The sequence below is a fragment of the bacterium genome (genome assembly GCA_024226335.1).
Taxonomy (GTDB): Bacteria; Myxococcota_A; UBA9160; order SZUA-336; family SZUA-336; genus JAAELY01.
In genome coordinates, this window is record JAAELY010000183.1 from 18195 (window position 1) to 41471 (window position 23277).

Annotated in this window: 23 protein-coding genes and 1 pseudogene; 18 read left to right on the forward strand and 6 right to left on the reverse strand. The window is 62.8% G+C overall.

The features are described from left to right. The first annotated feature begins 23 nt into the window (after positions 1–23). Together aroC and GY725_09130 are read left to right on the forward strand one after the other, a co-directional pair. Complete coding sequence (aroC, locus tag GY725_09125; GenBank protein MCP4004344.1) at positions 24–1118, forward strand: chorismate synthase; 1095 nt, start codon at positions 24–26, stop codon at positions 1116–1118. A 65-nt stretch (positions 1119–1183) separates the two neighbouring features. Continuing rightward, positions 1184–2170: a CvpA family protein gene (locus GY725_09130; GenBank protein MCP4004345.1), complete on the forward strand. Its 987-nt coding sequence runs from the start codon at positions 1184–1186 to the stop codon at positions 2168–2170. 9 nt (positions 2171–2179) lie between these two features. Here the strand turns inward: GY725_09130 and GY725_09135 are convergent, their stop codons facing one another. After that, positions 2180–2590 (reverse strand): DUF4079 family protein, encoded by a 411-nt coding sequence (locus tag GY725_09135; GenBank protein ID MCP4004346.1) that lies wholly within the window; start codon positions 2588–2590, stop codon positions 2180–2182. A 75-nt stretch (positions 2591–2665) separates the two neighbouring features. Between GY725_09135 and GY725_09140 the strand changes: the two genes are divergently transcribed. Then, positions 2666–3418, forward strand: a complete 753-nt coding sequence (locus tag GY725_09140; GenBank protein ID MCP4004347.1) for a PAS domain S-box protein — start codon at positions 2666–2668, stop codon at positions 3416–3418. A 40-nt stretch (positions 3419–3458) separates the two neighbouring features. Here the strand turns inward: GY725_09140 and GY725_09145 are convergent, their stop codons facing one another. Beyond that, positions 3459–4187: a competence/damage-inducible protein A gene (locus GY725_09145; protein ID MCP4004348.1), complete on the reverse strand. Its 729-nt coding sequence runs from the start codon at positions 4185–4187 to the stop codon at positions 3459–3461. A 161-nt stretch (positions 4188–4348) separates the two neighbouring features. On the opposite strand from GY725_09145, the gene GY725_09150 reads away from it, so the two are divergent. Next, positions 4349–4705 (forward strand): hypothetical protein, encoded by a 357-nt coding sequence (locus GY725_09150; GenBank protein MCP4004349.1) that lies wholly within the window; start codon positions 4349–4351, stop codon positions 4703–4705. A 38-nt stretch (positions 4706–4743) separates the two neighbouring features. Continuing rightward, the gene (locus GY725_09155) at positions 4744–5979 is read left to right on the forward strand and encodes an LL-diaminopimelate aminotransferase (protein MCP4004350.1); all 1236 of its coding nucleotides are present in this window, start codon (positions 4744–4746) and stop codon (positions 5977–5979) included. A 25-nt stretch (positions 5980–6004) separates the two neighbouring features. Here the strand turns inward: GY725_09155 and GY725_09160 are convergent, their stop codons facing one another. After that, a complete protein-coding gene (locus GY725_09160) occupies positions 6005–7066 on the reverse strand; it encodes an LLM class flavin-dependent oxidoreductase (protein MCP4004351.1) in 1062 nt (353 codons plus the stop codon). A gap of 247 nt (positions 7067–7313) precedes the next feature. On the opposite strand from GY725_09160, the gene GY725_09165 reads away from it, so the two are divergent. Both GY725_09165 and GY725_09170 read left to right on the forward strand, forming a co-directional pair. Next, entirely contained in the window at positions 7314–8300 is a 987-nt protein-coding gene (locus GY725_09165) for an AraC family transcriptional regulator (protein MCP4004352.1), read from the forward strand. A gap of 198 nt (positions 8301–8498) precedes the next feature. Beyond that, complete coding sequence (locus GY725_09170) at positions 8499–8900, forward strand: hypothetical protein (protein ID MCP4004353.1); 402 nt, start codon at positions 8499–8501, stop codon at positions 8898–8900. Between the two features lie 12 nt (positions 8901–8912). Here the strand turns inward: GY725_09170 and GY725_09175 are convergent, their stop codons facing one another. From GY725_09175 to GY725_09185, 3 genes are all read right to left on the reverse strand, one after another. Then, entirely contained in the window at positions 8913–10391 is a 1479-nt protein-coding gene (locus tag GY725_09175) for a M20/M25/M40 family metallo-hydrolase (protein ID MCP4004354.1), read from the reverse strand. A gap of 24 nt (positions 10392–10415) precedes the next feature. After that, complete coding sequence (locus tag GY725_09180; protein MCP4004355.1) at positions 10416–11447, reverse strand: TIGR03617 family F420-dependent LLM class oxidoreductase; 1032 nt, start codon at positions 11445–11447, stop codon at positions 10416–10418. Positions 11448–11518: 71 nt separating this feature from the next. Next, complete coding sequence (locus GY725_09185; protein MCP4004356.1) at positions 11519–12139, reverse strand: helix-turn-helix transcriptional regulator; 621 nt, start codon at positions 12137–12139, stop codon at positions 11519–11521. A 68-nt stretch (positions 12140–12207) separates the two neighbouring features. Here GY725_09185 and GY725_09190 point away from each other — a divergent pair, with 68 nt between their 5' ends. From GY725_09190 to GY725_09240, 11 genes and pseudogenes are all read left to right on the forward strand, one after another. Continuing rightward, positions 12208–13017, forward strand: coding sequence for a hypothetical protein (locus tag GY725_09190; GenBank protein MCP4004357.1), 810 nt, complete (start codon positions 12208–12210; stop codon positions 13015–13017). A 28-nt stretch (positions 13018–13045) separates the two neighbouring features. Further along, complete coding sequence (locus GY725_09195; GenBank protein ID MCP4004358.1) at positions 13046–14143, forward strand: alcohol dehydrogenase catalytic domain-containing protein; 1098 nt, start codon at positions 13046–13048, stop codon at positions 14141–14143. Between the two features lie 11 nt (positions 14144–14154). Then, on the forward strand, positions 14155–15000 hold the full coding sequence (locus GY725_09200) for a PaaI family thioesterase (protein ID MCP4004359.1): 846 nt from the start codon (positions 14155–14157) through the stop codon (positions 14998–15000). A gap of 48 nt (positions 15001–15048) precedes the next feature. Next, the gene (locus GY725_09205; GenBank protein ID MCP4004360.1) at positions 15049–15885 is read left to right on the forward strand and encodes an enoyl-CoA hydratase; all 837 of its coding nucleotides are present in this window, start codon (positions 15049–15051) and stop codon (positions 15883–15885) included. An 8-nt stretch (positions 15886–15893) separates the two neighbouring features. Further along, positions 15894–17135 (forward strand): acyl-CoA dehydrogenase, encoded by a 1242-nt coding sequence (locus tag GY725_09210; GenBank protein MCP4004361.1) that lies wholly within the window; start codon positions 15894–15896, stop codon positions 17133–17135. After that, entirely contained in the window at positions 17132–18280 is a 1149-nt protein-coding gene (locus tag GY725_09215; protein ID MCP4004362.1) for an acyl-CoA/acyl-ACP dehydrogenase, read from the forward strand. Before GY725_09210 ends, GY725_09215 begins: the two co-directional genes overlap by 4 nt. Before the next feature lie 28 nt (positions 18281–18308). Continuing rightward, the gene (locus GY725_09220; protein MCP4004363.1) at positions 18309–19073 is read left to right on the forward strand and encodes an alpha/beta hydrolase; all 765 of its coding nucleotides are present in this window, start codon (positions 18309–18311) and stop codon (positions 19071–19073) included. Positions 19074–19114: 41 nt separating this feature from the next. Then, a complete protein-coding gene (locus GY725_09225) occupies positions 19115–19690 on the forward strand; it encodes a carboxymuconolactone decarboxylase family protein (protein MCP4004364.1) in 576 nt (191 codons plus the stop codon). A gap of 1 nt (position 19691) precedes the next feature. Further along, positions 19692–20546 (forward strand): dehydratase, encoded by an 855-nt coding sequence (locus GY725_09230; GenBank protein ID MCP4004365.1) that lies wholly within the window; start codon positions 19692–19694, stop codon positions 20544–20546. Next, the gene (locus tag GY725_09235; protein MCP4004366.1) at positions 20543–22075 is read left to right on the forward strand and encodes an AMP-binding protein; all 1533 of its coding nucleotides are present in this window, start codon (positions 20543–20545) and stop codon (positions 22073–22075) included. The genes GY725_09230 and GY725_09235 overlap by 4 nt, the downstream gene beginning before the upstream one ends. Before the next feature lie 242 nt (positions 22076–22317). Continuing rightward, a pseudogene (locus tag GY725_09240) lies at positions 22318–22717 on the forward strand (hypothetical protein). Positions 22718–23277: the final 560 nt, after the last annotated feature.

Consider the following 23277-nt stretch of genomic DNA (forward strand, 5'->3'; position numbering starts at 1 on the left):
GTTGGGTTGCTAAGCTCATCGGTATGGGTTCGAGCTTCGGAAAACTGTTTCAGATCCACACATGGGGCGAGTCCCATGGCGGAGGGGTCGGCGTGATGATCGACGGCTGTCCGCCGCGCATCTCCCTGGACCTGGAAGACATCCAGCTCGAGCTCGATCGGCGCCGGCCCGGACAGAGCCGCCTGACGACGCCCCGCCAGGAAGAGGACAGGGCCGAAATCCTCTCGGGGGTGTTCGAAGGAAGAACTCTCGGCACTCCGATCGGCATCTTGGTGCGCAACAAGGACGCTCGCCCGTCGGCCTATGAGCACATGCGCGATGTCTACCGACCGTCGCACGCGGACTACACCTACGAAGCGAAATACGGCATTCGCAACTGGCAGGGCGGCGGTCGCGCCAGTGCGCGCGAGACGATCGGACGTGTAGCCGCAGGTGCGGTCGCGCGACAGGTGATGCGCGCGTTCGGCCTGGGCGAGGTGATCGCCTTCGTCAGTCAGGTACATACGATCGAAGCCAAATCCGACCCCATGAGCGTGACGCGCGAAGCGGTCGAAGCGACGATCACGCGCTGTCCGAATCCCGAAACGTCCGACGAGATGATCCAGCGCATCGACGAGGCGAGCAAAGCGGGCGACTCCCTCGGCGGCGTGGTCACCTGCGTGGCTCACGGCGTACCTCCCGGCCTTGGCGAGCCTGTGTTCGACAAACTGGAAGCCGACCTCGCGGGGGCTCTGCTTTCACTACCGGCGTGCAAGGGTTTCGAGATCGGCTCGGGATTTTCGGGGACAACCCTGACCGGCATCGAGCACAACGATCCCTTCACGGTCGAAGACGGTCGCGTGCGCACGACATCGAACCGCAGCGGTGGCGTACAAGGCGGCATCTCTAATGGCGAGGCCATCGTCTTGCGCGCCGCTTTCAAGCCGACCGCCACGATTCACAAGCAGCAGGACACCGTGAATTCGAAGCTCGAAGCGGTGAAGCTCGAGGCCGAGGGCCGCCACGATCCCTGTGTGTTGCCGCGCGCGGTTCCGATGGTCGAAGCCATGGTGGCGCTGGTGCTCTGTGATCACCTGCTACGCCAACACGCGCTGGCGGGACCTCCCGAATCGTCCTAGCAGGCCGGGCCGTGCCGCGACGCTGAACTCAAGCGACAATCCCGCCATACCGATAGGCCGAAACGATGTTGATCGACTCAATCGCACTGGGAATCCTGGTCATCTTCGTGATCCTGGGTCTGATCCGCGGCACGCTTGCCGGCGTGCTGCGTCTGACAAACCTGATCCTGGCCTACGTCATTTCGTACTTCGCGAGCGTGTCGCTCGGCGATATGGTCGGCCAGCAACTGGGAATGAGCGGGTGGATCGGGTCTGTCATTGCGGGTTGCGGCTCCTTCGTCATCGCCGGCCTCGTACTCTCCGTGATCTCGTCGATGATCCTGCGCGGCGATCGGGCACGCGTTGCCGAAGAAGGGCGCAGTGCCATCGATCGTCTGGGCGGCGGCCTGATCGGCGGATTTCAGGGCGCACTGCTCGTGTTGCTCCTGGGCGTACTCGGCAACTGGTTGCAGGTCGCCCAGACACTCAATGCCGATCCCACTTCTCCGACGTCGGCCGGTCCGGGCTTCGAGTCGCCGCGCGAGTCGGTGCTGACCGGAATCACCAGCGAGGTGGTCGAAGCGGCGACGTCGGCCGCGATGGGCGATTCGCCCGAAGCGAGAATCACCGCGAATCTAGCTGCGCGACCCGCCGAGACCATGGAGAGTCTGCGGGAGTTCGTGGAGAGCCCCCAGGTTGCAAGCCTCCAGAACGACGAGCTTTTCTGGCAGTACGTGTCGACGGGCGCGGTCGACCAGGCGCTCAATCGCGGTAGCTTTCGCTCGATCTCCCACGATTCCAACTTGCGCGGCAAGCTCGCCGACCTGGGCCTGATCAGCGAGGAGGCGCGCGAGGATCCGGCCGCGTTCCGGGCCACCAGTCGCGATGCCCTCCTGCAGATCGGCCCCAAACTCGAAGCGCTGCGCAATGACCCGGAGCTCCAGGTACTGGCCGCAAATCCGGAAATTCAGGCCGCGCTGGCCAGCGGCGATTCGCTGCGCCTGCTGACGAATCCAGAGGTGCGGGCGTTCATCACCAAGGTCACCCGCGAAGGCTCACCGCAGGCCAACTGAACGCCTGGCTCAGGGCAGGATCGACCAGCCCGCCACGGCCGCAGCCAGCGCCAGGAGCATTCCGAGAGATCCCAGAAGCGCGTGAACCGTGCGGAAACCGCGCTTTTCCGGCTGCCCCTCCAGCCGCAGGCCCAGCGTCGCTGTGATCGAAATGGCCAGAAGCGTCCCGCCGACCAGCCAGGAATGGACGGATTCCAGGACCGGCTTCTCGCGCAGCCAGGCCTGCGAGGCCAGACCCGCCGCGCAACCCAGGATCAGAAGAGCCGCAAACAGCCGCGCCCGACGGGCGTGGCGACCGGAATCCACCTTCCGGTGGGTGAGCCCTGCCCGGCGGATGCGCAGACCTTCCCGCAGCACCCACAACCCCAACACAAGGACGGCGAGCATCGCGATGGGGTGTGCATAGGCCAGCCAGATCACCGCAAACGAGCCTACAGACAGAAATGCGACTGGTCCACCCGACGAGAAACTGTTATTCGACTACTCTCTATGGGGATGGGTGAGAGAGCAGCATTGCGAGCGGCGGTGCTCCATATGGAGCGCTATCGCTCGGCGATAGAAGCAGAAGTGAATCGCCGTCTGGGTCGTTCCGAGCCACCGCCGGAAACGCGCAGCGAGATCGTGCGACGTTTTCGCACGTATTGCCGTCTGGCCAGCATCAGCCTCGACACGGCCCGACCTTCTCTCGACGGTCTGGGTGGCAATTCATCGACTTCGCTCGAACTGGCCGTGAGCAAGGCGGTCGAGGTCGCGTGCGAGTGCGACCCAGCGCCCGAAGTTGCCGAGGCGCTTCGCGACATGGAATCGCGTTTCCGTACGGGTGTGCGCCGCATCATGCAGCCCAGCGAGTCCAATCGCCCCAAGCGAAGCCGCAAACGCCGCACGCCCAATGCGGGAAAGCGCGTGCGCGGCGCGATCGATCGCATCTCCGACTCGTTCATCGCGCTCAACCTCGACACGAGCAGAATTTTCGACGTCAATCCAGCAGCCGAGGCCCTTTTTGGAATCTCTGCCCAGAAACTGCTCGAATCGACGCTGTCCCAGTTCATCGCGCCCCAGGATCAGCAGTGCTTCGAACAACTCGAATCGCGCCTCGACGCGGGTGAGGAATCGGCCCCCCTCGAACTGATCTTCGCGCGGCCCAATGGCGACTTCGTACCGGCCCAGGTCGCAGTCGCCAACCACATGATCGCCGGCAAGCGCCTCGCCATCTTCACGGTGCGCGAGAACTCCAAGGCTTTGGTCTAGCCCGATCGCCGTGGCGCAGAACTGCTCGCGCTACCGGTCGCTACTCCACGCGTAGGAGAGCGCCTTCGGGAATTTTCTCGACCAGCGCATCGACGGCGCGCGTCAGATAGCTCTTGTCGCGCGATTCGAGCGTCAACATGGTGCGGTAGTCGGTGTCGGTCACACGCGGATAGCTGCCGAGCATCAACTCCGGGAAGTCCTCGAGTAGATCGTGCAGGTCCTGGGCGATATCGCTCTCGATGCAAGTGACGAACACACGGCGCAAGAACACCTGACGGCCTTTGAAGCGATCGCGCGCCGATTCGAACTTGGCCTGAAGCAAGCGCGGAATACCCGGAAAGATGTAAACGTTGCGCATGCAGACCAGGGGAAACCAGAGGTCGCCGCTCTCGATCAGTGTCGATCCCTCGGGCATCTGACACATCTTCAACTGGCTCTCGTTCGGTTCGGCGCCTTTGAGCGCATCGCGAAGAAGGACTTCCATGCGTTCGTGGATCACGAGCTTGGTGCCGAAAGCCTTGGCGATCGACTCCATGGTCACATCGTCGTGCGTCGGCCCCACACCGCCCGATGTCAGGACGTAGTCGTAGTTCTCGGAAAACGCGAGGACTTCGCGGGCGATCGTGTCGACTACGTCGGCGATCACGAGTACGCGCTCGACGTCCACCCCCTGTTGGCGCAGGGCCTTCAGCAGATAGGGAGCGTTCTCGTCCTCTACCTTGGCGCTGAGGATCTCGTTTCCGATGATCATGATACCGGCGGTAGACATCGAATGAATCCTAGCAGGCCGCGAAGAAACTCACTCGATTCCGTAGAAGACCCCGATCGGGTCGGTTCGAGCGGCGGATATCTTCTATGCTCTGGCCTGCGCCGTGCGCATTCACGAAGATCTCAACGTGACGGCCGAATACTGGGGCCGCGGGAGTCGTTTTGCGCGCGTTATTGATCGTGGATCACGGAAGCCGCCGCCCCGAGGCGCACGAGCACCTGGAGGGAATCGCGGCCCTCGTGCGCGAACTCGAGCCCGGAATTCGCGTCTACGCCGCACACATGGAACTGGCCGAGCCCTCGATCCATTCCGCCGTGGATCGGGCGGTTGCCGATGGAGTCACGGAAATCTGGGTGCATCCGCTCTTTCTCGTTCCGGGGCTGCATTTGAGCGAGGACATACCGCGCCTGGTCGAAAGCGCCGCGACCCGACACGCCGGTATCGAGGTACACGTGACCGAGCCGATTGGCCAGTTACCGGACATTGCACGCCTGATCCTGCAGACTGTCGGCCGCTGAACGACCGCGCGAGAAGATCCCTACCCGAGAGGAAAGCCATGGCCCGCATCAACGACAACTACCTGAAACTCGCCGCGGGTTATCTCTTTCCGGAAATCGGGCGGCGCGTGAAAGAAGTGCAGGACCGAAACCCCCAAGCCAAACTGATCCGTCTGGGCATCGGCGATGTGGTGCTGCCCTTGCCGCTGGCGGTGCGCGACGCCATGCATCGCGCCGTCGACGAACTGGGCAGCGAAGAGAGCTTCCGCGGCTACGGTCCCGACCAGGGCTACGATTTCCTGCGCGAAGCAATCGTAGAGCACGACTACAAGGCTCTGGGTGTAGACGTATCGGTCGACGAGATTTTCGTTTCCGATGGCTCGAAGTGCGACAGCGGAAACATCCAGGAGATTTTCGCCAGCGATGCGACGTTGGCGGTCACCGACCCGGTCTACCCGGTCTACGTCGACACCAACGTCATGGCGGGCCGCACCGGAGCGGCCGACGACGACGGAGCCTACGCAGGGGTCCTCTATCTTCCCTGCACCGAGGCCAATGGCTTCAATCCCGAACTGCCTTCACGGCCAGTCGACATCGTCTACCTGTGCTACCCGAACAATCCCACCGGCACCTGCGCCGATCGCGCGACCCTGAAATGCTGGGTCGATTGGGCGCGCGAGAATTCTGCGGTGATCCTCTTCGACGGTGCCTACGAGGCCTACATCAGCGACCCGGAAATTCCCCACTCGATTTTCCAGATCCCGGGCGCGCGCGAAGTCGCGATCGAGTTCCGCAGCTACTCGAAGATGGCCGGCTTTACCGGTGTGCGTTGCGGCTACGTCGTGGTACCGCGCGAACTGGTCGGCCGTTCGGCTTCGGGCGAGAACGTGGAACTTCACTCGCTCTGGGCCCGACGCCAGGCGACCAAATTCAATGGCGCGTCCTACCCGGTTCAGGTGGGAGCGAGTGCTTGCTATAGCGATCACGGCAAGAAGGAACTGCGCGCGAACATCGACTACTACATGCGCAACGCCCGGTTGATTCGCGAAGGCATGGAGGCGATCGGGCTCACGGTTTACGGAGCCGAGAACGCACCCTACGCCTGGATCAAGACTCCCGAAGGCCAGGGTTCCTGGGATCTGTTCGACCGGCTTTTGAACGACGCGCACGTGGTGGGAACCCCGGGCGCCGGTTTCGGCGCCTCGGGCGAGGGTTTCCTGCGCCTATCGGCTTTCGGCAAGCGCGATCAGGTCGAAGAGGCGATCGAACGCATCAAGCAGAACCTCGGCGACTGATCCAACCCCGCGCCGGGATCTCAAGCTACGAATTCCGGATCTTGCGCACCTTTGGCATGACCGAATCCGACAGCAGCTCCATGGAGCGCAACACCTTCTTCGTCTCCAGCCCGCCCAGGCGCGTCCAGATCAGCAGCTCGTCGAATCCATAAGACTCCGCGAGAGTGCTCAACCGCTCGGCGCAATGGTCGACATCACCGCACACCATCGAAGTGCCCCCCAGGAGGGACTCGAAGGTGAGACTGCCCGCGAGCGCCTGGGTCTTGCTGTACATCTCGTAACCCTTCACGACCTGGCCTTTGTTGGCCACGTACTTCGCGATCGTCTTGTAGTACCACTCGACGGGATCCTTGAATTCCTTGTGTGCGCGATCGACCGAGTCGGCCACGTACACCATCAACAAACACGCGACCTTGCCACCCATGGGGTCGAGGCCGGCTTCTTCGCGGCCGGCCCGGTACTCGGCAATACCGGTTTGTGCCTGTTTTGGAGTCGCGCCGAATGCAGCGGACATCATCAGGTTCATTCCGGTTCGCCCCGCCATGCGGAAGGACTCCGGCGACAGGACCGCCGAATACATGGGCGGCGTCGGCTTCTGATACGGATGTGGCCGAACCTCGAGATCCTCGATGCAGTAGTGAGTCCCCTTGAAGTTGACTCTCTCCTGCGTCCACGCCTGGCGGATGATCTCGACGCCCTCGCTGAAGATCTCCCTGGATGCGGTCTGGTCGACCTGGAAGCCCCGGTACTCGAGTGGCTGATAGCCACGTCCCAGACCCAGAGTGACCCGGCCATCGCTCAACTGGTCGAGAAACGCGAAGTCCTCGGCGACACGAAGCGGGTGATGGAAGGGCAGGACCACGACGCCGGTGCCCAGCCGGATGCGAGAGGTTCGTTCTGCAATCGCCGCCAGACTGAGTTGGGGAGAGCCGCAGAAACCGTACTCCGAGAAGTGATGCTCTGCAGGCCAGGTCGAGTCGAAGCCCAGGCTCTCGGCCACGGTCATCAACTCCATCTGCTCTTTGATGATCTCCCGTTCGGTCTTGTTGATGGGGTTCTCGAACAGATGAAGCATGCCGAATTCCACGATTCACTCCGATGATGGCTCTGGCCACGCGCCGGGTCTTCCGTGGGTCGGATCCGGCACGATTGGCAGGTGAGCCTTCAATCTATGCTCCCCAGCCGAGACCGAAAAGGTTGCAATCGGCCAGCCGAGGGGGTCGATCCGGCCAATTTCGCGGTAATCTAGTCGCCGAGACGCCGTGGCAGGGAACAACACCAGAAAAACTGAGCAGTGGTCCGGCGATGGGACCCGGGAATCGGCGGACCCCGCCGTGGCGAGTGTTCCCAGTAGCTGGGTCCTGCGCTTCGCGGAACTACTGGACGAAAAAGGGTTTTCGTCCGATCCGATACTCCGACACTGCGCGATCGACCCCGGTCTTTTGCAGAAGAGCGAAGGCCGCGTGACGCTGGCTCAGTTCGCCGCATTGGTGACCGAGGCGCTGCGCGTCACGGGCGATCACGGTCTCGGCCTGGACTACGGTCTTCGAGGGCGAATTTCTGATTTCGGCATCCTGGGATACGCCCTGCTCAGCGCGCGGGATCTGGGCCAGGCGATCGAGTTCGTGAGCCGCTACTACGCGATCTTCGACCCGGTGATCAGCTTCGAGTTCGAGAGCGTGCCGCCGTACATCCAGGCGCGGGCGGTCGAATCCGCTCCCTTGGGAAACTTCGAGATCTTCGCCTATGAAGCCACTCTCGCCTGCACCGCTGCCATCGCAGGCGTGGTATTGGAAGAGCCGGTGGCTCTTTCGCGATTGAGCCTGAGCTACCACGAGCCACCGCACTCCGAACGTTACCCGGCCATATTCGGCTGCCGACCGGAATTCGATGCACCCCACACCAGCATTCAATTCGCGGCCCGCCATCTAGAGGCCAGGCTCAAGTTCTCCAACCAGGAGATGGCGGAGATCTGCCGTCATCAATGCGAGCGACTCCACGCCGCAAAGGACCAGGGCAACCTGGTCCTGCAGATTCGGGAAAAGCTGCTCGAAACCCCGGGCCACTTCCCGGCCATGGCGGATGTCGCAGCCGCTCTGGGCATGAGCGTACGCAGCTTGCGCCGACACCTGAGTGCAGACGGCGTGACCTATCAGGAGTTATTCGATCAGGTGAGAAGAGACCTGGCGCTGGACTACCTGAAAAACTCGTTCCTCACCGTCGAACAGATCGCTCAACTGGTGGGCTACGGCGAGGCCGCAAACTTCCGCAAGGCCTTTCGCAGGTGGACAGGCAAGGCTCCGGGCGAGTTTCGCAGCTGAGTCCGCGACCCCGGGGCCGGCTCTGCCACCGCCGGGGCGTATCTGCAAGCGGTCACCGAAACAAAGGCGAATCGCGTTACGCAATATGGCGTGGTTCTCCTGGAGTCGAACTCGGAGAAGTTGTCATCGCATTGACCATGGGACAGAATTCGCGATACGACTTCCGTTTAATCGATAGGCGGGCTAAAGGAGACAGAGATGCTTGGCGGCAACCTCCCGAGCTTCATGATGACCTGTTTGGTATTGATGGCCGGGCTCTTACCACTCCCCGCCTTTGCCGTTCTCGAAACCGCAACAGATATCAACTTTGGCGCCAATTCACTTACGCGTGATACCGCCACGGGCCTGGACTGGTTGGATGTCCCGTACTCGACAGGCCGAGCGTACACAGACATTTCGGGAAAGTTTGGAGCGGGGCAGGAGTTCGAGGGATACCGCTTCGCCACCATCAGTGAAGTGATCACCCTGGTGAATGACAACACCGCCTTCACCCCACCCGCCGCGGCCTCGGGGTTCGGAGTTACAGACACCGGTCCATTCGGGATAGCGCCGTTGTGGGCCCTGCTCGCAAGCGTAGCCTGGCGCAAGCTTCGCGCATAGCAGAGCAGCGGGTTAGTTTCCCTCGCCTAGAATCCGCAGCAGCTTCGCGTAGAAATCGAGACCGGTCGCGAATCCGTCGAGACGGATCCGCTCGTCGATACCGTGAGCTCGGCGGACGTCTTCGGGACCCACGCGAACGCCGGAAAATCCGAAGACGGCATCGCTGAGGTCGCGGAAGTAGCGAGCATCGGTGCCACCGGGAATCAGAATGGGAGCGATCGGTACATCACCGTAGGACTGATGGATCGCCTCAGCGAAGAGTCGCCCCCCCGGGCCATCGAGCTTCGAAACGGGCGAAGGCTCGGTGCGCATGCTCTGGGCCCCGATCGCGACGCGCTCGTCGTCTACCGTGCGCCGCACGTGCTCGATCACCGACTCTCCCGTATCGCCGGGAAAGATGCGGAAGTTCACGATCGCGCGAGCGTGCGTCGGCAACACGTTCTGCTTCACACCGGCTTGAAAGATCGTCGGTGCGGTCGTCGTTCGCACCATCGCAGAGAAGCGGTCCTGTCTCGAGAGAACGGCCTTGATAGGCCAACCGAACAACCACTGATTCGCCAGGACGACTCGTGCGGGAAAGGAGACGTGCGGAGTCACTGCGTCGAAAGTCGCTCCGAGGTAGCCCTCGACGCGCGCCGGCATGGGATTGCGCTCGAGTCGACCAATCGCGGCGGCGAGGATGCCGATCGTCGAATCGCCGACTGGCATGGACGAGTGTCCACCTTCGCTTTCTACGATCAGCTCCACACTCAGGGAGCCCTTCTCGGCCACACCAACGGCCACCATCGGGCGCTCCATTCCCGGAACCAGTCCCGAGATGACGGCGCCTCCCTCGTCGAGTACGAGCGCCAGACGCTGACCGGCGGCGCGAAAGCGCTCCGCCAGAACGGCCGCGCCTTCTCGGCCCCCGAGTTCTTCATCCGCACCGCTCCACAGGTAGAGCGTTCGAGTCGGCCGGAAGCCCGCTGCAATCAACACCTCGGCAGCTTCGAGCGGTCCGATGACGCTGAGCTTGTCGTCGAAAGATCCGCGTCCCCAGATATAGCCCGCGTCCACCGTCCCTGCGAACGGCGGGTGCGTCCAGCCTTCGAGCGTCGCGGGATCGATCGGTACGACGTCGAAGTGACCCATCATGAGCGCCGGTTCGAGAGCGTCGTTCGTACCCCTCCAGCGAAACAACAGCCCGTGATCGCCGACGACCTCGCGTTCGAGCGTCGAGTGAACGCCCGGATAGCTTCGCTCGAGGAAATCGCGGAACGCCGTGAAGGCCGCGTCATCGCGAGCGATCCCGGACTCTCGAGCGTGTGAGATCGTCTCGAATCGAAGCGACGCGGCGAAGCGTTCGACGGCTGCGGCGCTCGATTGCTCGTCGAAGAGCGACGCGCTCGTGGCCGCTTGCGAAGCGTCGTCCGCATGCGGGAGCGCACGCACCACGACGACACACACGAGGATCAGAGCAGCGACTCCGAGACCGATGAAAACGCGCTTCATTCCCAAACTCCCATCTCACACGACTCAGGCACTGCGAAGCGCCTTCGCGATCTCTCCCCACTTCGCCAGGTTCTTCGGGTTGCGCCTCAGATCGTCCATTGCAAGATAGGTCACGACCCGCGTGGCGATCCCCGCGTAGCGCTCCAATAATGCGTCGGCCATGTCGTCCCAGCGCGCGGCGAGCGAGAAGTGAGAGAGCATCTCGTCCGTGATGGTGTTGGCCATGCCCCCGATGTCCCCTGTCTTCATCATCTTTCCGAGCTTCTCCGTCGTTCCCGGGAAACCGAGATCATCGAACTGGAAGGCGTAGTTTCGAGTCGAGCCGTAGAACCCGATCTGAGTGCGCGCAACCTGAGTTCCGCGTTCGCGCTCCTCGGGCGTATCGCCCGGGATCGCAAAGACGGGAATGATCAGGTCGATCTCGTTCACCCCACGGCCCGCACGTGCGGCGCCTTCGGCCACCGACGGGAGCAGACGGTTCTGCAGGTAGTGCACGGAGTGCATCGGGTGGACGTGTACACCGTCGCACAGCTCGCCAGCCACACGGCACATGAGCGGCCCTACCGCGGAGATGTCGATCTTCACGTCCTCGAAGTCGTGGCGCGGTGGCGCCCATTGCGCTGGAAGCAGGTTCAGCGAGTAGTAGGGCCCTTCGTGCGCGAGCTTCTCCTCACCTCGAAACGCGCGAATGCACGCCTTGAAAGCACCGACGTAGTCGCGCATCTGCGGTGCGGGTTTGTCGAAGATCGCCCCATAACGACGCACGACGTGGCCCCGGACCTGGCTACCGAGTCCGAGACGAAAACGGCCCTCCGTGTTCTGGGCCATTTCCCAGGCCACTTGTGCCGAGATCATCGGGCTGCGGGGAAACGCGACCGCAATACCGGTGCTGAAGGAGAGCTTCGGAGCCGCCATCGCCGCGGCCTGGATCATCATCCACGGAACGCTGCCCGCCTCGGTGAACAACATCCCGGAAAAGTCGGCCGACTCCAGATTGACGGCGAGTTCCGCACTCTCTTTCCAAGTCAGACCGCCTGTCATCAGATCGAAATCCATCGTTGACTCCTTCTTCCGTGATTCTAATGAGATCGTCCGCGGCAAGTCATGGCCGCAAGAGGTTCCTCATACTACTGCGCGAGCTCGTTCGCGAGTTCGGGCCAGCGTTCGGGGCGCAGTGCGCCGTGGAGAAACAGCCGTTTGAGTTCGCGAGCAAATCGGCTCGTCTCGCTGCGGGCCTGATCTTCGCTCGTGCATCGCTGACGAACCATCAACGACCATACCAGGGCCGACGTCATTCCGATCACGCACAACATCTCAGCGTCGATGCCGTCCTGGCTGCGCGGGCTATCGGCGAGCCGTTCGAGAGCGGACACGTATTCATCCCAGCCGGGCTTGGACACGGTTTCGTCGTCTCTCAGGAGATGGAACATCCAGATCCGCGCGATGTCGGGATTCTCTCGGAAGTGGTGGGCAAAGAAGTCGATCTGATCACCCAGATCCCGGGTCTGGCCGAACGTCTCGCGGAGTTCGCGCGCGAATTGCGCCCCGACCGCGTGGACCAGGTCTTCGCGTTGCCGGAAGTGCTGATAGGCGGTGCTCCGATTGAGGCCGGCTCTCTGAGCGACCGCGACGACCGTCAGTGCATCGAGTCCATCTTCTGCGACGAGCTGCTTCGCAGCGGCCAGAAGACTCGCGCGACTGGCTCGGGCGTCGCTTCGCAACGGTCGCTCGTTCGTATTGGCGCTCATTGTGCCCTCCTGGGCTAAATCCTACACCATTGTTGCATTTAGTAAGTCCAACTTCTATGTTGGACTTGATGAGTTCCTCTCCCCCCGATCCATCCATTCGCGTCAGCCGCCAGGGTGGGGTCGTGACGATCAGGCTCGATCGCCCCGAGAAGCGGAACTCGTTGACGCCGGCCCTTTTCGAGGCACTGGGGGCCCAGTTCGATGCCGTGGCCGCCAACCCCGAAGATCGGGTCCTGATTTTGACCGGAGCCGGTGAGGCTTTTTGCACGGGAGCGGATCTGAGCGGGGGCGGCGACGCCGCCGAGCGCCTTGCAGGGGGACCTGTTTCTCGCGCCCAGTGGACGCGCCAGACCACTTCCGCCGCGCTCTCCCTTCACCGGATCGGCAAGCCTACGATCGCCGCGGTAAACGGCACGGCCGCAGGCGGGGGCTGCAACCTGGCGCTCGGTTGCGACATCGTCTTTGCTGCGGAGTCGGCGCGATTCAGCGAGATCTTCGTGAATCGCGGACTCGCACTCGACTACGCGGGCACCTGGTTGCTACCGCGCCTGGTAGGTCTGCAGCGAGCCAAGGACCTGGCTTTCAATGGCGCTCTGATCGACGCGCGCCAGGCCCTGGAGTTGGGACTGGTGCTCGAGGTCGTTCCCGATCACGCACTCGCGGCTCGCGTTGCGGACTACGCGCGGGTTCTCGCCTCCAAACCACCGATCGCGCTCGGCCTGATCAAGAACGGCTTGAATCGCGCCACAGCCTGGGACTTTGAAACCGCTCTCGAGTACGAGGTAGAGGCGCAGTCTCAATGCCTCGGCACACATGACTTCCGCGAGGCCATGGCCGCGTGGATGCAGAAGCGCGAAGGCAACTACGAAGGTCGCTAGGCGATCGCAAAAACAAAATGGAGCCCCCATGACGCTTCCGAAAACCAGCCTTGCAATGGTGCAGACGGCCGCTCGCACCCTCGAGCCCATGGATATTCCGCTACCGGAGATCGACGACGACTCCGGTCTGGTTCGAATCGAAGCCTGCGGCATCTGCGGCAGCGATTACGAGCAGTTCGAGGGAGTCCTTCGCACACCCATGCCGGCCGTGCCCGGCCACGAACCACTCGGGGTGGTCGCCAAGATCGGCGATCGTGCGGCGCAGCGTTGGGGTGTGGACGTGGGCGATCGAGTTGCCGTAGAGACCATGCTCTCGTGCCACCACTGCGGCCCTTGTCTCGGTGGTTCCTATCATCTCTGCAACTCGCGACGCATCTACTCCTACATCCCGCTCTCGGACGCTCCCGGACTCTGGGGGTCCTACGCCCAGTACATGTACCTCGACCCGAACTGTGTGGTTCACAAGGTCGACTCGAGCCTCGATGCGTCGACGGCCGTGATGTTCAATCCTTTGGGTGCGGGCTTTCGCTGGGCCGTCGAGATTCCGGGAACCGGCCCGGGTGACACCGTTCTGATTCAGGGTCCCGGGCAACGAGGCCTGGCGAGCGTGCTCGCCTGCCGCGAGGCCGGTGCAGCGAAGATCATCGTCACCGGGCTCGAAGCCGACGCCCAGAAGCTCGCGCTCGCGCGCGAGTTCGGAGCGCACGCCACCATCGACGTCCAAAACGAGAATGTCCGCACTCGCGTCAAGGAACTCACCGATGGACGCGGAGCCGATGTGGTCGTCGACGTCTCTTCTTACGCCACCGAGCCCGTCGCGCAGTCCCTCGACTACGTGCGCATGGGCGGCACGGTCGTACTCGCCGGGGTGAAGGGCTTCAAAGAGGTCCCGGGCTTTGTTTCAGACAAGGTCGTCATGAAGGAAATCACCATCAAAGGTGCGATCGGCGTCACGAGTACGGGCTACGCCAACGCGATCCGCCTGCTCGAATCGCGCAAGTACCCGGTCGAGCGCATGCACACCCACGACTTCGACCTGCGAGAGGCCGAGCTCGCCATTCGCACCCTGGCCCGGGAGATCCCCGGCGAGGAATCGATTCACTCCTGCTTGATTCCCGAAGCATAAGGACCACGTAAATGGAAGAAATCCGCAGCTGGGTCGAAAACTCACCGTACAGCAAGTTTCTGGGCGTTCGCCTCGACCATATCGACGAGAAGAGCGCGCGTTTGATCCTGCCGTATCAAGACGAGAACTCGAACCCCGGCAAGGCTCTGCACGGTGGCTGTGCCGCCTCACTCGGTGCGATCGGCGGCCAGGCCGTGGCGCGCGCTGCGCTCGGTCCCGAGTCCGGCGCCTGGCACACGGCCCAGATGCAGGTGAGCTACCTCGCGGCCGCAATCGGCGAGGACGTGATCGCCGAAGCGGAGTTGCTGCGACGCGGCAAGGAACTCTGCTTCGTTTCAATCGGCGTCAAGACTGCGGAAGGGAAACAGATCGCGAGCATCACGACCACCGTGCGCGGGCGCATGGGCGCGGAACTCGTCGAGACCGCTGCATCCAGCGGCGATCACGGGGAAAGTGATCCCGGCCCGATGGGCCCGCATATCGGCAAGGTTCCGTTCATCGGCAACCGCGGCATCGCTGTTGAACACATGGCCGGCGGAACTTCCCGACTGGTCATGCCCTATTCGGAGAACAACGCGGACCTCGCCGGCGGAGTGCACGAAGGCGCCGTGTTGGCGCTCCTGGATACGACCGGCGCCATGGGATCGTGGGCCGAATCGGGTCCCGGCCGTTATAAAGCTTCGACCGTTTCCATGCAGCTCCAGAACCTCGCGCCCGCCCCGAAGGCCGATCTCGTCGCCTATGGTCGCTGCGCACAACGCGACGGTGCGATTTTCTGGACCGACGTCGAGGTGGCGAGCGCGGTCGACGGTCGCATCGCTTCTCGCGGCACCGTCCTCTACCGGATCGTGACCTGAAACGTTCCACTCGCAGGAAATAGACCCCTTTTCACGAGGAGACCCTCCATGCCTATCAATCCCGATTCAGTCGGCCTAAAGGGTGAGCCCGTCCGACGCTCCTGGAAGTCCAAAGACGCACTCCTGTACGCGCTCGGTGTCGGTGCCGGAACTGAAGAGCTGGCCTTTACCACGGAGAACACCAAGGACACTCCCCAACGCGTGTTGCCGACCATGGCCGTCGTTCTGGGCGGAGGCGGTGTTCCGTTCGACAAGCTCGGGTCCTTCAACGCGGCGTTGATGCTCCACGGTGCCCAGGGCATCGAGTTGCTCGACGAGATTCCCGCGGAAGGCGAGATCGAAAGCACGGGATCGATTGGGGCGATCTGGGACAAGGGCAAGGCCGCCTCGGTGGAGATGCTCTCGGAGTCGATCAACGTCGCCACGGGCAAGCCGCTGTTCCGCACGAAGATGACCGCCTTCCTGCGCGGAGAAGGGGGCTGGGGTGGCGAGCGCGGCCCTTCGCCGACCTGGGAGTTGCCGAGCAAGAAGGCGGACCACGAGGTTCGCTACTCGACCCGGGCAGATCAGCCGCTGATCTACCGGCTGTCGGGTGATCGCAACCCGCTCCACTCAGATCCTTCGTTTGCAAAGCTGGGCGGATTCGAGCGACCCATCCTGCACGGTCTTTGCAGCTACGGCTTCACGGGCCGTGCACTCTTGCACTCGTTATGCGACGGCGACCCCGCGCGCTTCAAGGCAATGGACGCGCGCTTCTCCAAGCCGGTCATGCCCGGTGACGACCTCGTCGTATCGATCTGGGCCAATGGAAACGAAGCGCAGTTTCAGACAAAGAATCAGGACGGCGACGTGGTCATCGACCAGGGCGTCGTGAAGTTCGCCTAGCACCGGCCATGGCTGAGATTCGCGACGAAGAACTGCGGGAACGCACCCGCGCTCTCCTCGAGGAGGTCCATCCGGACGATCCCGCCGTGGATCGCGTGACCTTCCGAGGTGCGCAGTTCGACCACGGCCTGGGTATGGTGCATTTCCCGGAAGGGCGCGGGGGGCTCGGATTCCAGCCGAAGCAGCAACAGGTCGTCAATGACGAGCTGCGACTGCGGACAAAGACCCGTTACCGGGACTCCATCGTCAATCTGATCGGCATTGGCATGGCGGCCCCCACTCTGCTGACCTACGCATCCGAAGAGCTTCAAAAGCGCTTCTTGCGGCCGATCTTCACCGGTGAAGAGATCTGGTGTCAGCTTTTCAGCGAGCCCGGCGCGGGATCCGACCTCGCCGCACTCGGAACGCGGGCCGAGCGCGCGGGCGAAGAGTGGCTCGTCAACGGACAGAAGGTCTGGACAACGCTTGCGCATGTCTCCCGCTTCGGAATGCTACTTGCGCGCACGGACCCGGAACGACCCAAGCACGACGGCCTCAGCTACTTCATCCTCGACATGCAAGCTCCCGGCGTCGAAGTTCGGCCGCTGCATCAGATCACGGGTGAAGCCGAGTTCAACGAGGTCTTCCTGAGCGACGTGCGAATTCCCGACGATTGGATGCTGGGAAACGAAGGACAGGGCTGGCGAGTCGCGATCACGACCTTGATGAACGAGCGTGTTGCAATCGGCGGCGGTGAAGGCGTTGGCCGCCGAAAACCGATCGACCACCTGCTCGACATCTGGAAACAGCGGACTGAATCGCCAACGGCCGCCCGGGGTTCCGCCGCGCGCACAGCGGTGCAGCGCGATCGGGTGACTCAGCTTTGGATCGAATCCCGTCTTCTCGAAATAACATCGAGCCGAGCACGAACGGCGCGGCGACAGGGAAATCCCGGACCCGAAGGAGCCGTTGGAAAGCTCACATCTGCGGAGCTGACCCAGCGGATCTACGAGGCTTGCCTCGACGTACTGGGAAGCGACGGCCTCGCCTACGCACCCGGCTACGAACTACGGCGCCCCAGCGGAATCTCGCGCGATCCCCAGGACGCCGCCATGCATTGGTATCTGCGCAGCCGCGCAGCCTCGATCGAGGGCGGAACCTCACAGATCATGCGGAATATTCTCGGCGAGCGGATCCTCGGACTTCCGAGTGAGCCCCGCGTCGACAAGGACCGCGCCTGGTCCGCGCTGCGCAAGGGGGATGCGGAATGACGGCCGCCACTGCGCAACCCGTCGCCTCCGAACCGCTCGAACTGGGATTCACGGATGAACAGGAACAGCTTCGCGAGCTCGTGCGCAGCTTCCTGGCCGCGAACTCGAGCGAAGAAGACGTACGCGCCCTCATGCAAACGGAGGAAGGCTTCGACGAGAAGGTTTGGAGCCAGATGGCGGAAGAACTGGGCCTTCCCGGTCTCCTGATCCCCGAGCAGTTCGGAGGAGCGGGCCTAACAGCCGTCGAAGTCGGGATCGTACTGGAAGAGATGGGGCGCACGCTCTACTGCGGCCCCTTCCTTTCGACTGCGGTGATGGCCGCGAGCGCGCTGGTCGAAAGCGGAGATTCCGCCGCTCAGGCGGAACTCCTCCCGGACATCGCAACCGGGCAGACGCGCATGACACTGGCCTTTGCGGAGCAGGGCCAGCCCGGCTTCGATCCGGAAACCCTTGCCTGCGACGCTCTGGACGATGGGGATGGGGTGCTTCTCAATGGCGTGAAGGACTCGGTGGTCGACGGTGCCACGGCGGACTCGATCCTGGTCATCGCCCGCGGCCGCGATGGCCTCGGTCTCTTCCATGTCGATGGCGCGGCCACAGGACTCGAGCGCACTCCGGTCCCGACGCTGGACCCTACGCGCAAGCTCGCGCGGCTGCACTTCTCGAAGACACCGGCCAGGCCGATCGCTGCCGATTTCGCGGCGATCGAAAGCACGCTCGAGCGAATCGTCGTCGCGATGGCCTGTGAGCAGGTTGGAGGAGCGCAGCACTGTCTCGACATGGCCGTCGAATACGCACAGGAGCGCATTCAATTCGGCCGACCCATCGGTTCCTTTCAGGCCATCAAGCACAAGTGCGCCGACCTGCTCATCGGCGTCGAAGCGGCGAAGTCAGCGGCACGCTACGCAGCGGCCTGTGCGGCTCATCGGCCCGACGAACGGGCCGTCGCCGCGAGCATGGCAAAGGCGTACTGCTCCGATGTCTACACCCGCGCGGCGGAGGAGAACCTGCAGATCCACGGCGGCATCGGCTTCACCTGGGAGCACTCCTGCCACCTCTATCTGAAACGAGCGCGAAGTTCCCAGCTTCTGTTCGGCGATCCACTTCATCATCGCGAGCACCTGGCGTCGCTCGTCGGAATCTGACGCCATCACCTGGCAAGGAGGACAACCTTTGGAAAGCGAGACTCGGAAGATCGACGTCGGCGGCCACAAGCTGCGCCTGAGCGTCGCCGGAAATGGTCCTCCGGATTTTCTCTGCCTTCACGGCCTCGTCGATCGCATCGAGATCTGGAAGCGCCTGGTCGGACCGCTCTCGGAGCGGGGACGCGTCGCCTGTATCGACCAGCGCGGACACGGAGAGTCAGAGGCACCTCCCGGACCCTATCGACGGGAGGACCTCGCGTCCGACGTATCCGCCACGATTCGCGAACTCGGAGCGGAGAAGGTCGTACTGGTCGGACATTCGATGGGCGGGATCATCTCGATGACCACGGCCCTCAGCCACCCCGAGCAGGTCGCTGGCCTGGTCCTGATCGGCACGGCGAGCCAGTGCAATGAGAAGACCGCGGGCTGGTACGAGCGAATCGCGCAGGCCGGCGAGAAGGACGGCAACGCGGGTCTCGCACAGGCCATCTACAGGGGAAGGGGCAATAAGGTCATCGAGGGCGACGCCCAGGGGATCGCCGATGTGACGCGAACGCTCAAGAGCCTCTACGAAGATCCGCTGACACCCAAGCTTTCGGCCATCACCTGTCCCGTCCTGCTGATCGTGGGCGACAAGGACCCGATGGGACCCAAGGCATCCTCGATCATCGCGGCGCGATTTCCCGACGCGGAACTCGTGACGGTTGCCGATTGCGGCCACTGGGTGCACGTGGAAGAACCCGAAGCTGTGCTCGACGCAATCGATCGTTTCCTCGCGCGACTCGATTCATAACCCGCAGCCATTTCAGACCCCCTATCCGAACGGAGAGAATCATGAGCGAACCGCGAATTCCCCTGCTTCCGATCGACGAAGCGAAGCAGGCGGCCTCCAAGATGAATGTTCACGAGGCCGTCGCCGACCTGAGCATCTTCCGCATCCTGTTTCGCCAGCCCCAACTGGCGAAACGAGTGAACGATCTCTTGATGACCTTGCTCTTCAAAGGCTCACTCGATGGACGCCTGCGTGAACTCATCATCATGCGCATCGGCTGGGCCACCGGGTCGGTCTACGAATGGACCCAACACTGGCGAATCGCACGACAGCTCGGTGTGGAAGAATCCGATCTGCTGGCTCTACGCGACTGGCAGAAACACACGCACTGGTCCGATGCCGACCGAGCCATCCTGCGCGCGACCGATGAGACCCTCGAAAACGGAGCCATCTCAGGAGAGACCTGGACCGAGTGCGCGAAACACCTGCACAGCGATGCCGAGCAACTCGAACTGGTTTGCGCCATCGGCGCCTGGCGGATGATCTCGCAGATCCTCAAGAGTCTGGAAGTACCGCTCGAAGACGGCGTAGCTCCGTGGCCGCCGGACGGGCTTCGCCCGGAAGGTGAGGTCTCCTGACATGCCGATGAATACCGAACTCGTAGGACGATCGTATCCCGAGACCCGCTATCGAGTCAGCACCGAAGCGACCCAGAAGTACGCGCTGGCGACAAACGATTTCAATCCTCGATTCTTCGAAGGCGCTCCCGACCTGATCGCACCCCCTGTGTTCCCAGTCGTCTATCACCCGCGCGCACTCGGACAGGCGATCGGCGACCCCGAGCTTGGCATCGACTTCAAACGCGCCCTCCACGGTGAGCAGGACATGCGCTTTCACGCGCCGATCCGCCCGGATGACGAGATCACCACGGCAGCTCGCATTGAGTCGATTCGCGCAAAGGGAACGGGCGAGACCATCACGCTGGACCTGGTTTCGCACAATCAGAACGGCGTGTTGGTGGAGTCGACGCTCTTCACGCTATTCGTACGAGGACCGTCGGGCGCTCCGAGCAACGACCGCGAAAAGAGCGCCGCCGAGCGCCCGGCTCCGGCAAGCGATCCGATCGCGCGAGTTGCGCAACAACTCGACGACGACCAGACGTTCCGCTACTCGGAGGCGTCGGGAGATCGCACGAAGATCCATCTGGACGAAGGGGCGGCCCGACGAGCCGGGCTTCCCGGCATCATCGGGCACGGGCTGTGCACGATGGCCTTCGTTTCACGGGCCCTCATTGACGAGTTGGCCGACGGCGATCCGACCCGACTTGCACGCCTATCGTTGCGTTTCGCTCAGCCTGTGATTCCGGGCGAAACACTCGAAACTTCGATCTGGTCTTCGGACACGCCGGGAACCTTCAGCTTCGAAACAGTCGACCCCCGCAAAGCCCCGGTTGTTTCTCAGGGTCTTGTCGAGATCCGTTCCGAGACATCATGACGCCCGGTTCAATCATCAGCGGGGAAAGGATCCTGACGCGCGAACGCTTGTTCAAGCGCGCGGGCCAGGCGTCGAGTGGTTTCAACTCTTTGGGAATCGGCGCGGGCGATGCGGTGGCCATCATGCTCCGCAACGACTTCCCGTTCTTCGAAGCGACTTTCGCAGCGGGTCGCCTGGGCGCTCACGCGGTCCCGATCAACTGGCACTACATGGGCGAGGAGACCGAGCACATCCTGCGCGATTCCGGGGCGAAGGCCCTGGTCGTGCACGCAGATCTGCTTGCGCAGATCGAAGACTCCCTTCCCGAAAACGTGACCGTACTCGTCGTTCCGACTCCGACCGAGATCCGCGAGGCCTACCGTATCGATCCCGAACGAGCGGAGGTTCCAGCGGACCGCCTGAGCTGGGACGCCTGGATCGACGGATTCCCCGACTGGGTAGAGCCGCCCCGCGATTCACCCGGTGCCATGATCTACACGTCGGGTACAACGGGTCAGCCCAAGGGCGTGCGCCGGAAGCCCGCAAACGCGGAGCAGATGTCGCTGGGCCGGAAGATCGGCGCCCAGCTGTACGGCTTCGGTCCGCAGATGCGCGCAGTGGTAACCGGACCGATGTATCACATCGCACCGAACACCTTTGCCATCGTGGCTGCGGCCCTCGGCGACCGCGTCGTACTCCAGCCCCGCTTCGACCCCGAAGAGCTACTGGCATTGATCGAACAGCACGAGGTCAGTTCACTCAATCTCGTGCCCACGATGTTCAACCGCCTGCTTCGACTTCCCGATTCGGTTCGAACTCGCTACGACCTCAGCTCGCTGACCAATGTCGTACACAACGCCGCGCCCTGCGCCCCCGAGGTCAAGCGCGCCATGATCGAATGGTGGGGCCCGGTCATCTGGGAACTCTACGGCGGTACCGAGTCGGGACCTGCGGCCGGTTGCGGAAGTGAAGAATGGCTTGCGCATCCGGGTAGCGTGGGAAAGGCCCTGCCCGGCTCGACGATTCGCATCCTCGATGACGATGGAAAGGAATTGCCATCGGGTGAGGTAGGCGAGGTGTTCATGCGCAGCGAAGCGAACTCCGAGTTCACCTACCACGGACGGGAAGACGAACGACGCGCGATCGAACGCACCGGTCTGATCACTCTGGGAGACATGGGGTACCTGGACGGGGACGGCTTCCTGTTTCTGTGCGATCGCAAGCGAGACATGGTCATCTCGGGCGGTGTCAACATCTACCCCGCGGAGATCGAATCCGTCCTGATCGGAGTGGAAAGCGTCGCCGATTGTGCGGTCTTCGGCATCCCGGACGACGAGTTTGGCGAATCACTGATCGCAATCATCGAGCCTGAACCGGGAACCTCCCCGAGCGCCGATTCCATAAAGCTGGCGTTGGAAGGAAGGCTCGCGCGCTACAAGATCCCGCGCCGAATCGAGTTTTCGACGGAGCTTCCGCGGGAAGACTCCGGGAAGATCTTCAAACGCAAGCTCCGCGACCAGTACTGGAGCGACGAGAACCGACGCATCTGATCGCGCTGAATACGCAGCACGAAGACCCGACAAACGGGCAACTCGGAGAGCGCGCAAGACGGCCAGGCGGGTGTTTCGACAAATTTCGCGGGCTGTCCTTCCGCCGCTCCGAAGGCCCTTTGTAGGTGCCCGGCCGCCCGCGCCCGTTCGAGAGCCGCCGGATTCTCCGACTGCCGAATCTGTGCCGGCCGATAATGGGCGGTCCTACTAAGTAGATAGGGGGGCGATTCTTCCTATCCACCTATACGGGTCGGGTCACGGTTCCCATTTTGTGGGACCGCAAGAACGAGACCATCGTGAACAACGAGTCGAGCGAGATCATCCGGATGTCCAACAGTGAGTTCGATGCGATCGGAAACGCGAGCGTCGACCCCTCGATATCTCGTCGGGGACCGAATTACCGAAGCGGATTGGCGGCTCTTTACGACCTTGGTTCGATTCGACGCGGTCTACGTGGGCCACTTCAAGTGCAACCTCCGCCGGATCGCCGACTACCCGCACCTTTCGCGAGCCTCTGGGGCTAAACACCCCCAGGGACAGGTATTCATGCACCAACGCGTCTGCCAGCCAGAAACTGGGCCCTACCTAAGAAGAATCTCAACTCCAATTCAAGGAGCCGAGAGTCTGAAGGGTCTAAGGTAGGCAAAACGCGCGAGACGGAAATCTGCAATCTCCCCCACTCCTCGATAGAACAAGTACTGGAAGCAGGATTGCGACGGGCACACCAATTGTTCGAGATGCGCGCGGCACCTTTCTCTCTGGCGATGCCCATCTTCTGACGTGCGCCAGAACGCAGTTTACTTTTCCCTGCTCCCAGAACCCCCTTCCTTGTTTGTCCGACACGCCGGTGGTCGCCAAGTCGTTCACGCCGGGGCGCTCGACCCGCCTTCGCGAGGCGATCGTCGGGGGTCAGCCACGAGCTGGCGGCTTCCACCTCCGGGACGCCCCCCCCGCCCGAGCGTCGCTGAACTACCGGAGTGTCAGTGTCTACCGGTGAGCCTCTCGAAAGAGCCGAACAAAGAGAGGATGCCGGAGTGCTGGAGGCGAGGACCGTGAAATCCAAGTCGGCGGCGATCGCCATCTTGATTGGGGTCGCCTTCTATAGCGGGGCGAAGCTTGGATGGGCTCTGAGTCTACCGCCCGATCACATCGCAACGTTCTGGCCACCCAATACGTTCGTTCTTGCTGCACTCCTACTGACG

Bases quoted from the DNA above. Each gene is read 5' to 3' on its own strand.
- GY725_09145 (MCP4004348.1), bottom strand. From the start codon at position 4,187: ATGTCTACCGCCGGTATCATGATCATCGGAAACGAGATCCTCAGCGCC.
- GY725_09140 (MCP4004347.1), top strand. From the start codon at position 2,666: ATGGGTGAGAGAGCAGCATTGCGAGCGGCGGTGCTCCATATGGAGCGC.
- GY725_09230 (MCP4004365.1), top strand. From the start codon at position 19,692: ATGCCGATGAATACCGAACTCGTAGGACGATCGTATCCCGAGACCCGC.
- GY725_09225 (MCP4004364.1), top strand. From the start codon at position 19,115: ATGAGCGAACCGCGAATTCCCCTGCTTCCGATCGACGAAGCGAAGCAG.
- GY725_09185 (MCP4004356.1), bottom strand. From the start codon at position 12,139: ATGAGCGCCAATACGAACGAGCGACCGTTGCGAAGCGACGCCCGAGCC.
- GY725_09200 (MCP4004359.1), top strand. From the start codon at position 14,155: ATGGAAGAAATCCGCAGCTGGGTCGAAAACTCACCGTACAGCAAGTTT.
- GY725_09190 (MCP4004357.1), top strand. From the start codon at position 12,208: ATGAGTTCCTCTCCCCCCGATCCATCCATTCGCGTCAGCCGCCAGGGT.
- GY725_09235 (MCP4004366.1), top strand. From the start codon at position 20,543: ATGACGCCCGGTTCAATCATCAGCGGGGAAAGGATCCTGACGCGCGAA.
- GY725_09180 (MCP4004355.1), bottom strand. From the start codon at position 11,447: ATGGATTTCGATCTGATGACAGGCGGTCTGACTTGGAAAGAGAGTGCG.
- aroC (MCP4004344.1), top strand. From the start codon at position 24: ATGGGTTCGAGCTTCGGAAAACTGTTTCAGATCCACACATGGGGCGAG.
- GY725_09130 (MCP4004345.1), top strand. From the start codon at position 1,184: ATGTTGATCGACTCAATCGCACTGGGAATCCTGGTCATCTTCGTGATC.
- GY725_09215 (MCP4004362.1), top strand. From the start codon at position 17,132: ATGACGGCCGCCACTGCGCAACCCGTCGCCTCCGAACCGCTCGAACTG.
- GY725_09210 (MCP4004361.1), top strand. From the start codon at position 15,894: ATGGCTGAGATTCGCGACGAAGAACTGCGGGAACGCACCCGCGCTCTC.
- GY725_09175 (MCP4004354.1), bottom strand. From the start codon at position 10,391: ATGAAGCGCGTTTTCATCGGTCTCGGAGTCGCTGCTCTGATCCTCGTG.
- GY725_09195 (MCP4004358.1), top strand. From the start codon at position 13,046: ATGACGCTTCCGAAAACCAGCCTTGCAATGGTGCAGACGGCCGCTCGC.
- GY725_09205 (MCP4004360.1), top strand. From the start codon at position 15,049: ATGCCTATCAATCCCGATTCAGTCGGCCTAAAGGGTGAGCCCGTCCGA.
- GY725_09155 (MCP4004350.1), top strand. From the start codon at position 4,744: ATGGCCCGCATCAACGACAACTACCTGAAACTCGCCGCGGGTTATCTC.
- GY725_09170 (MCP4004353.1), top strand. From the start codon at position 8,499: ATGCTTGGCGGCAACCTCCCGAGCTTCATGATGACCTGTTTGGTATTG.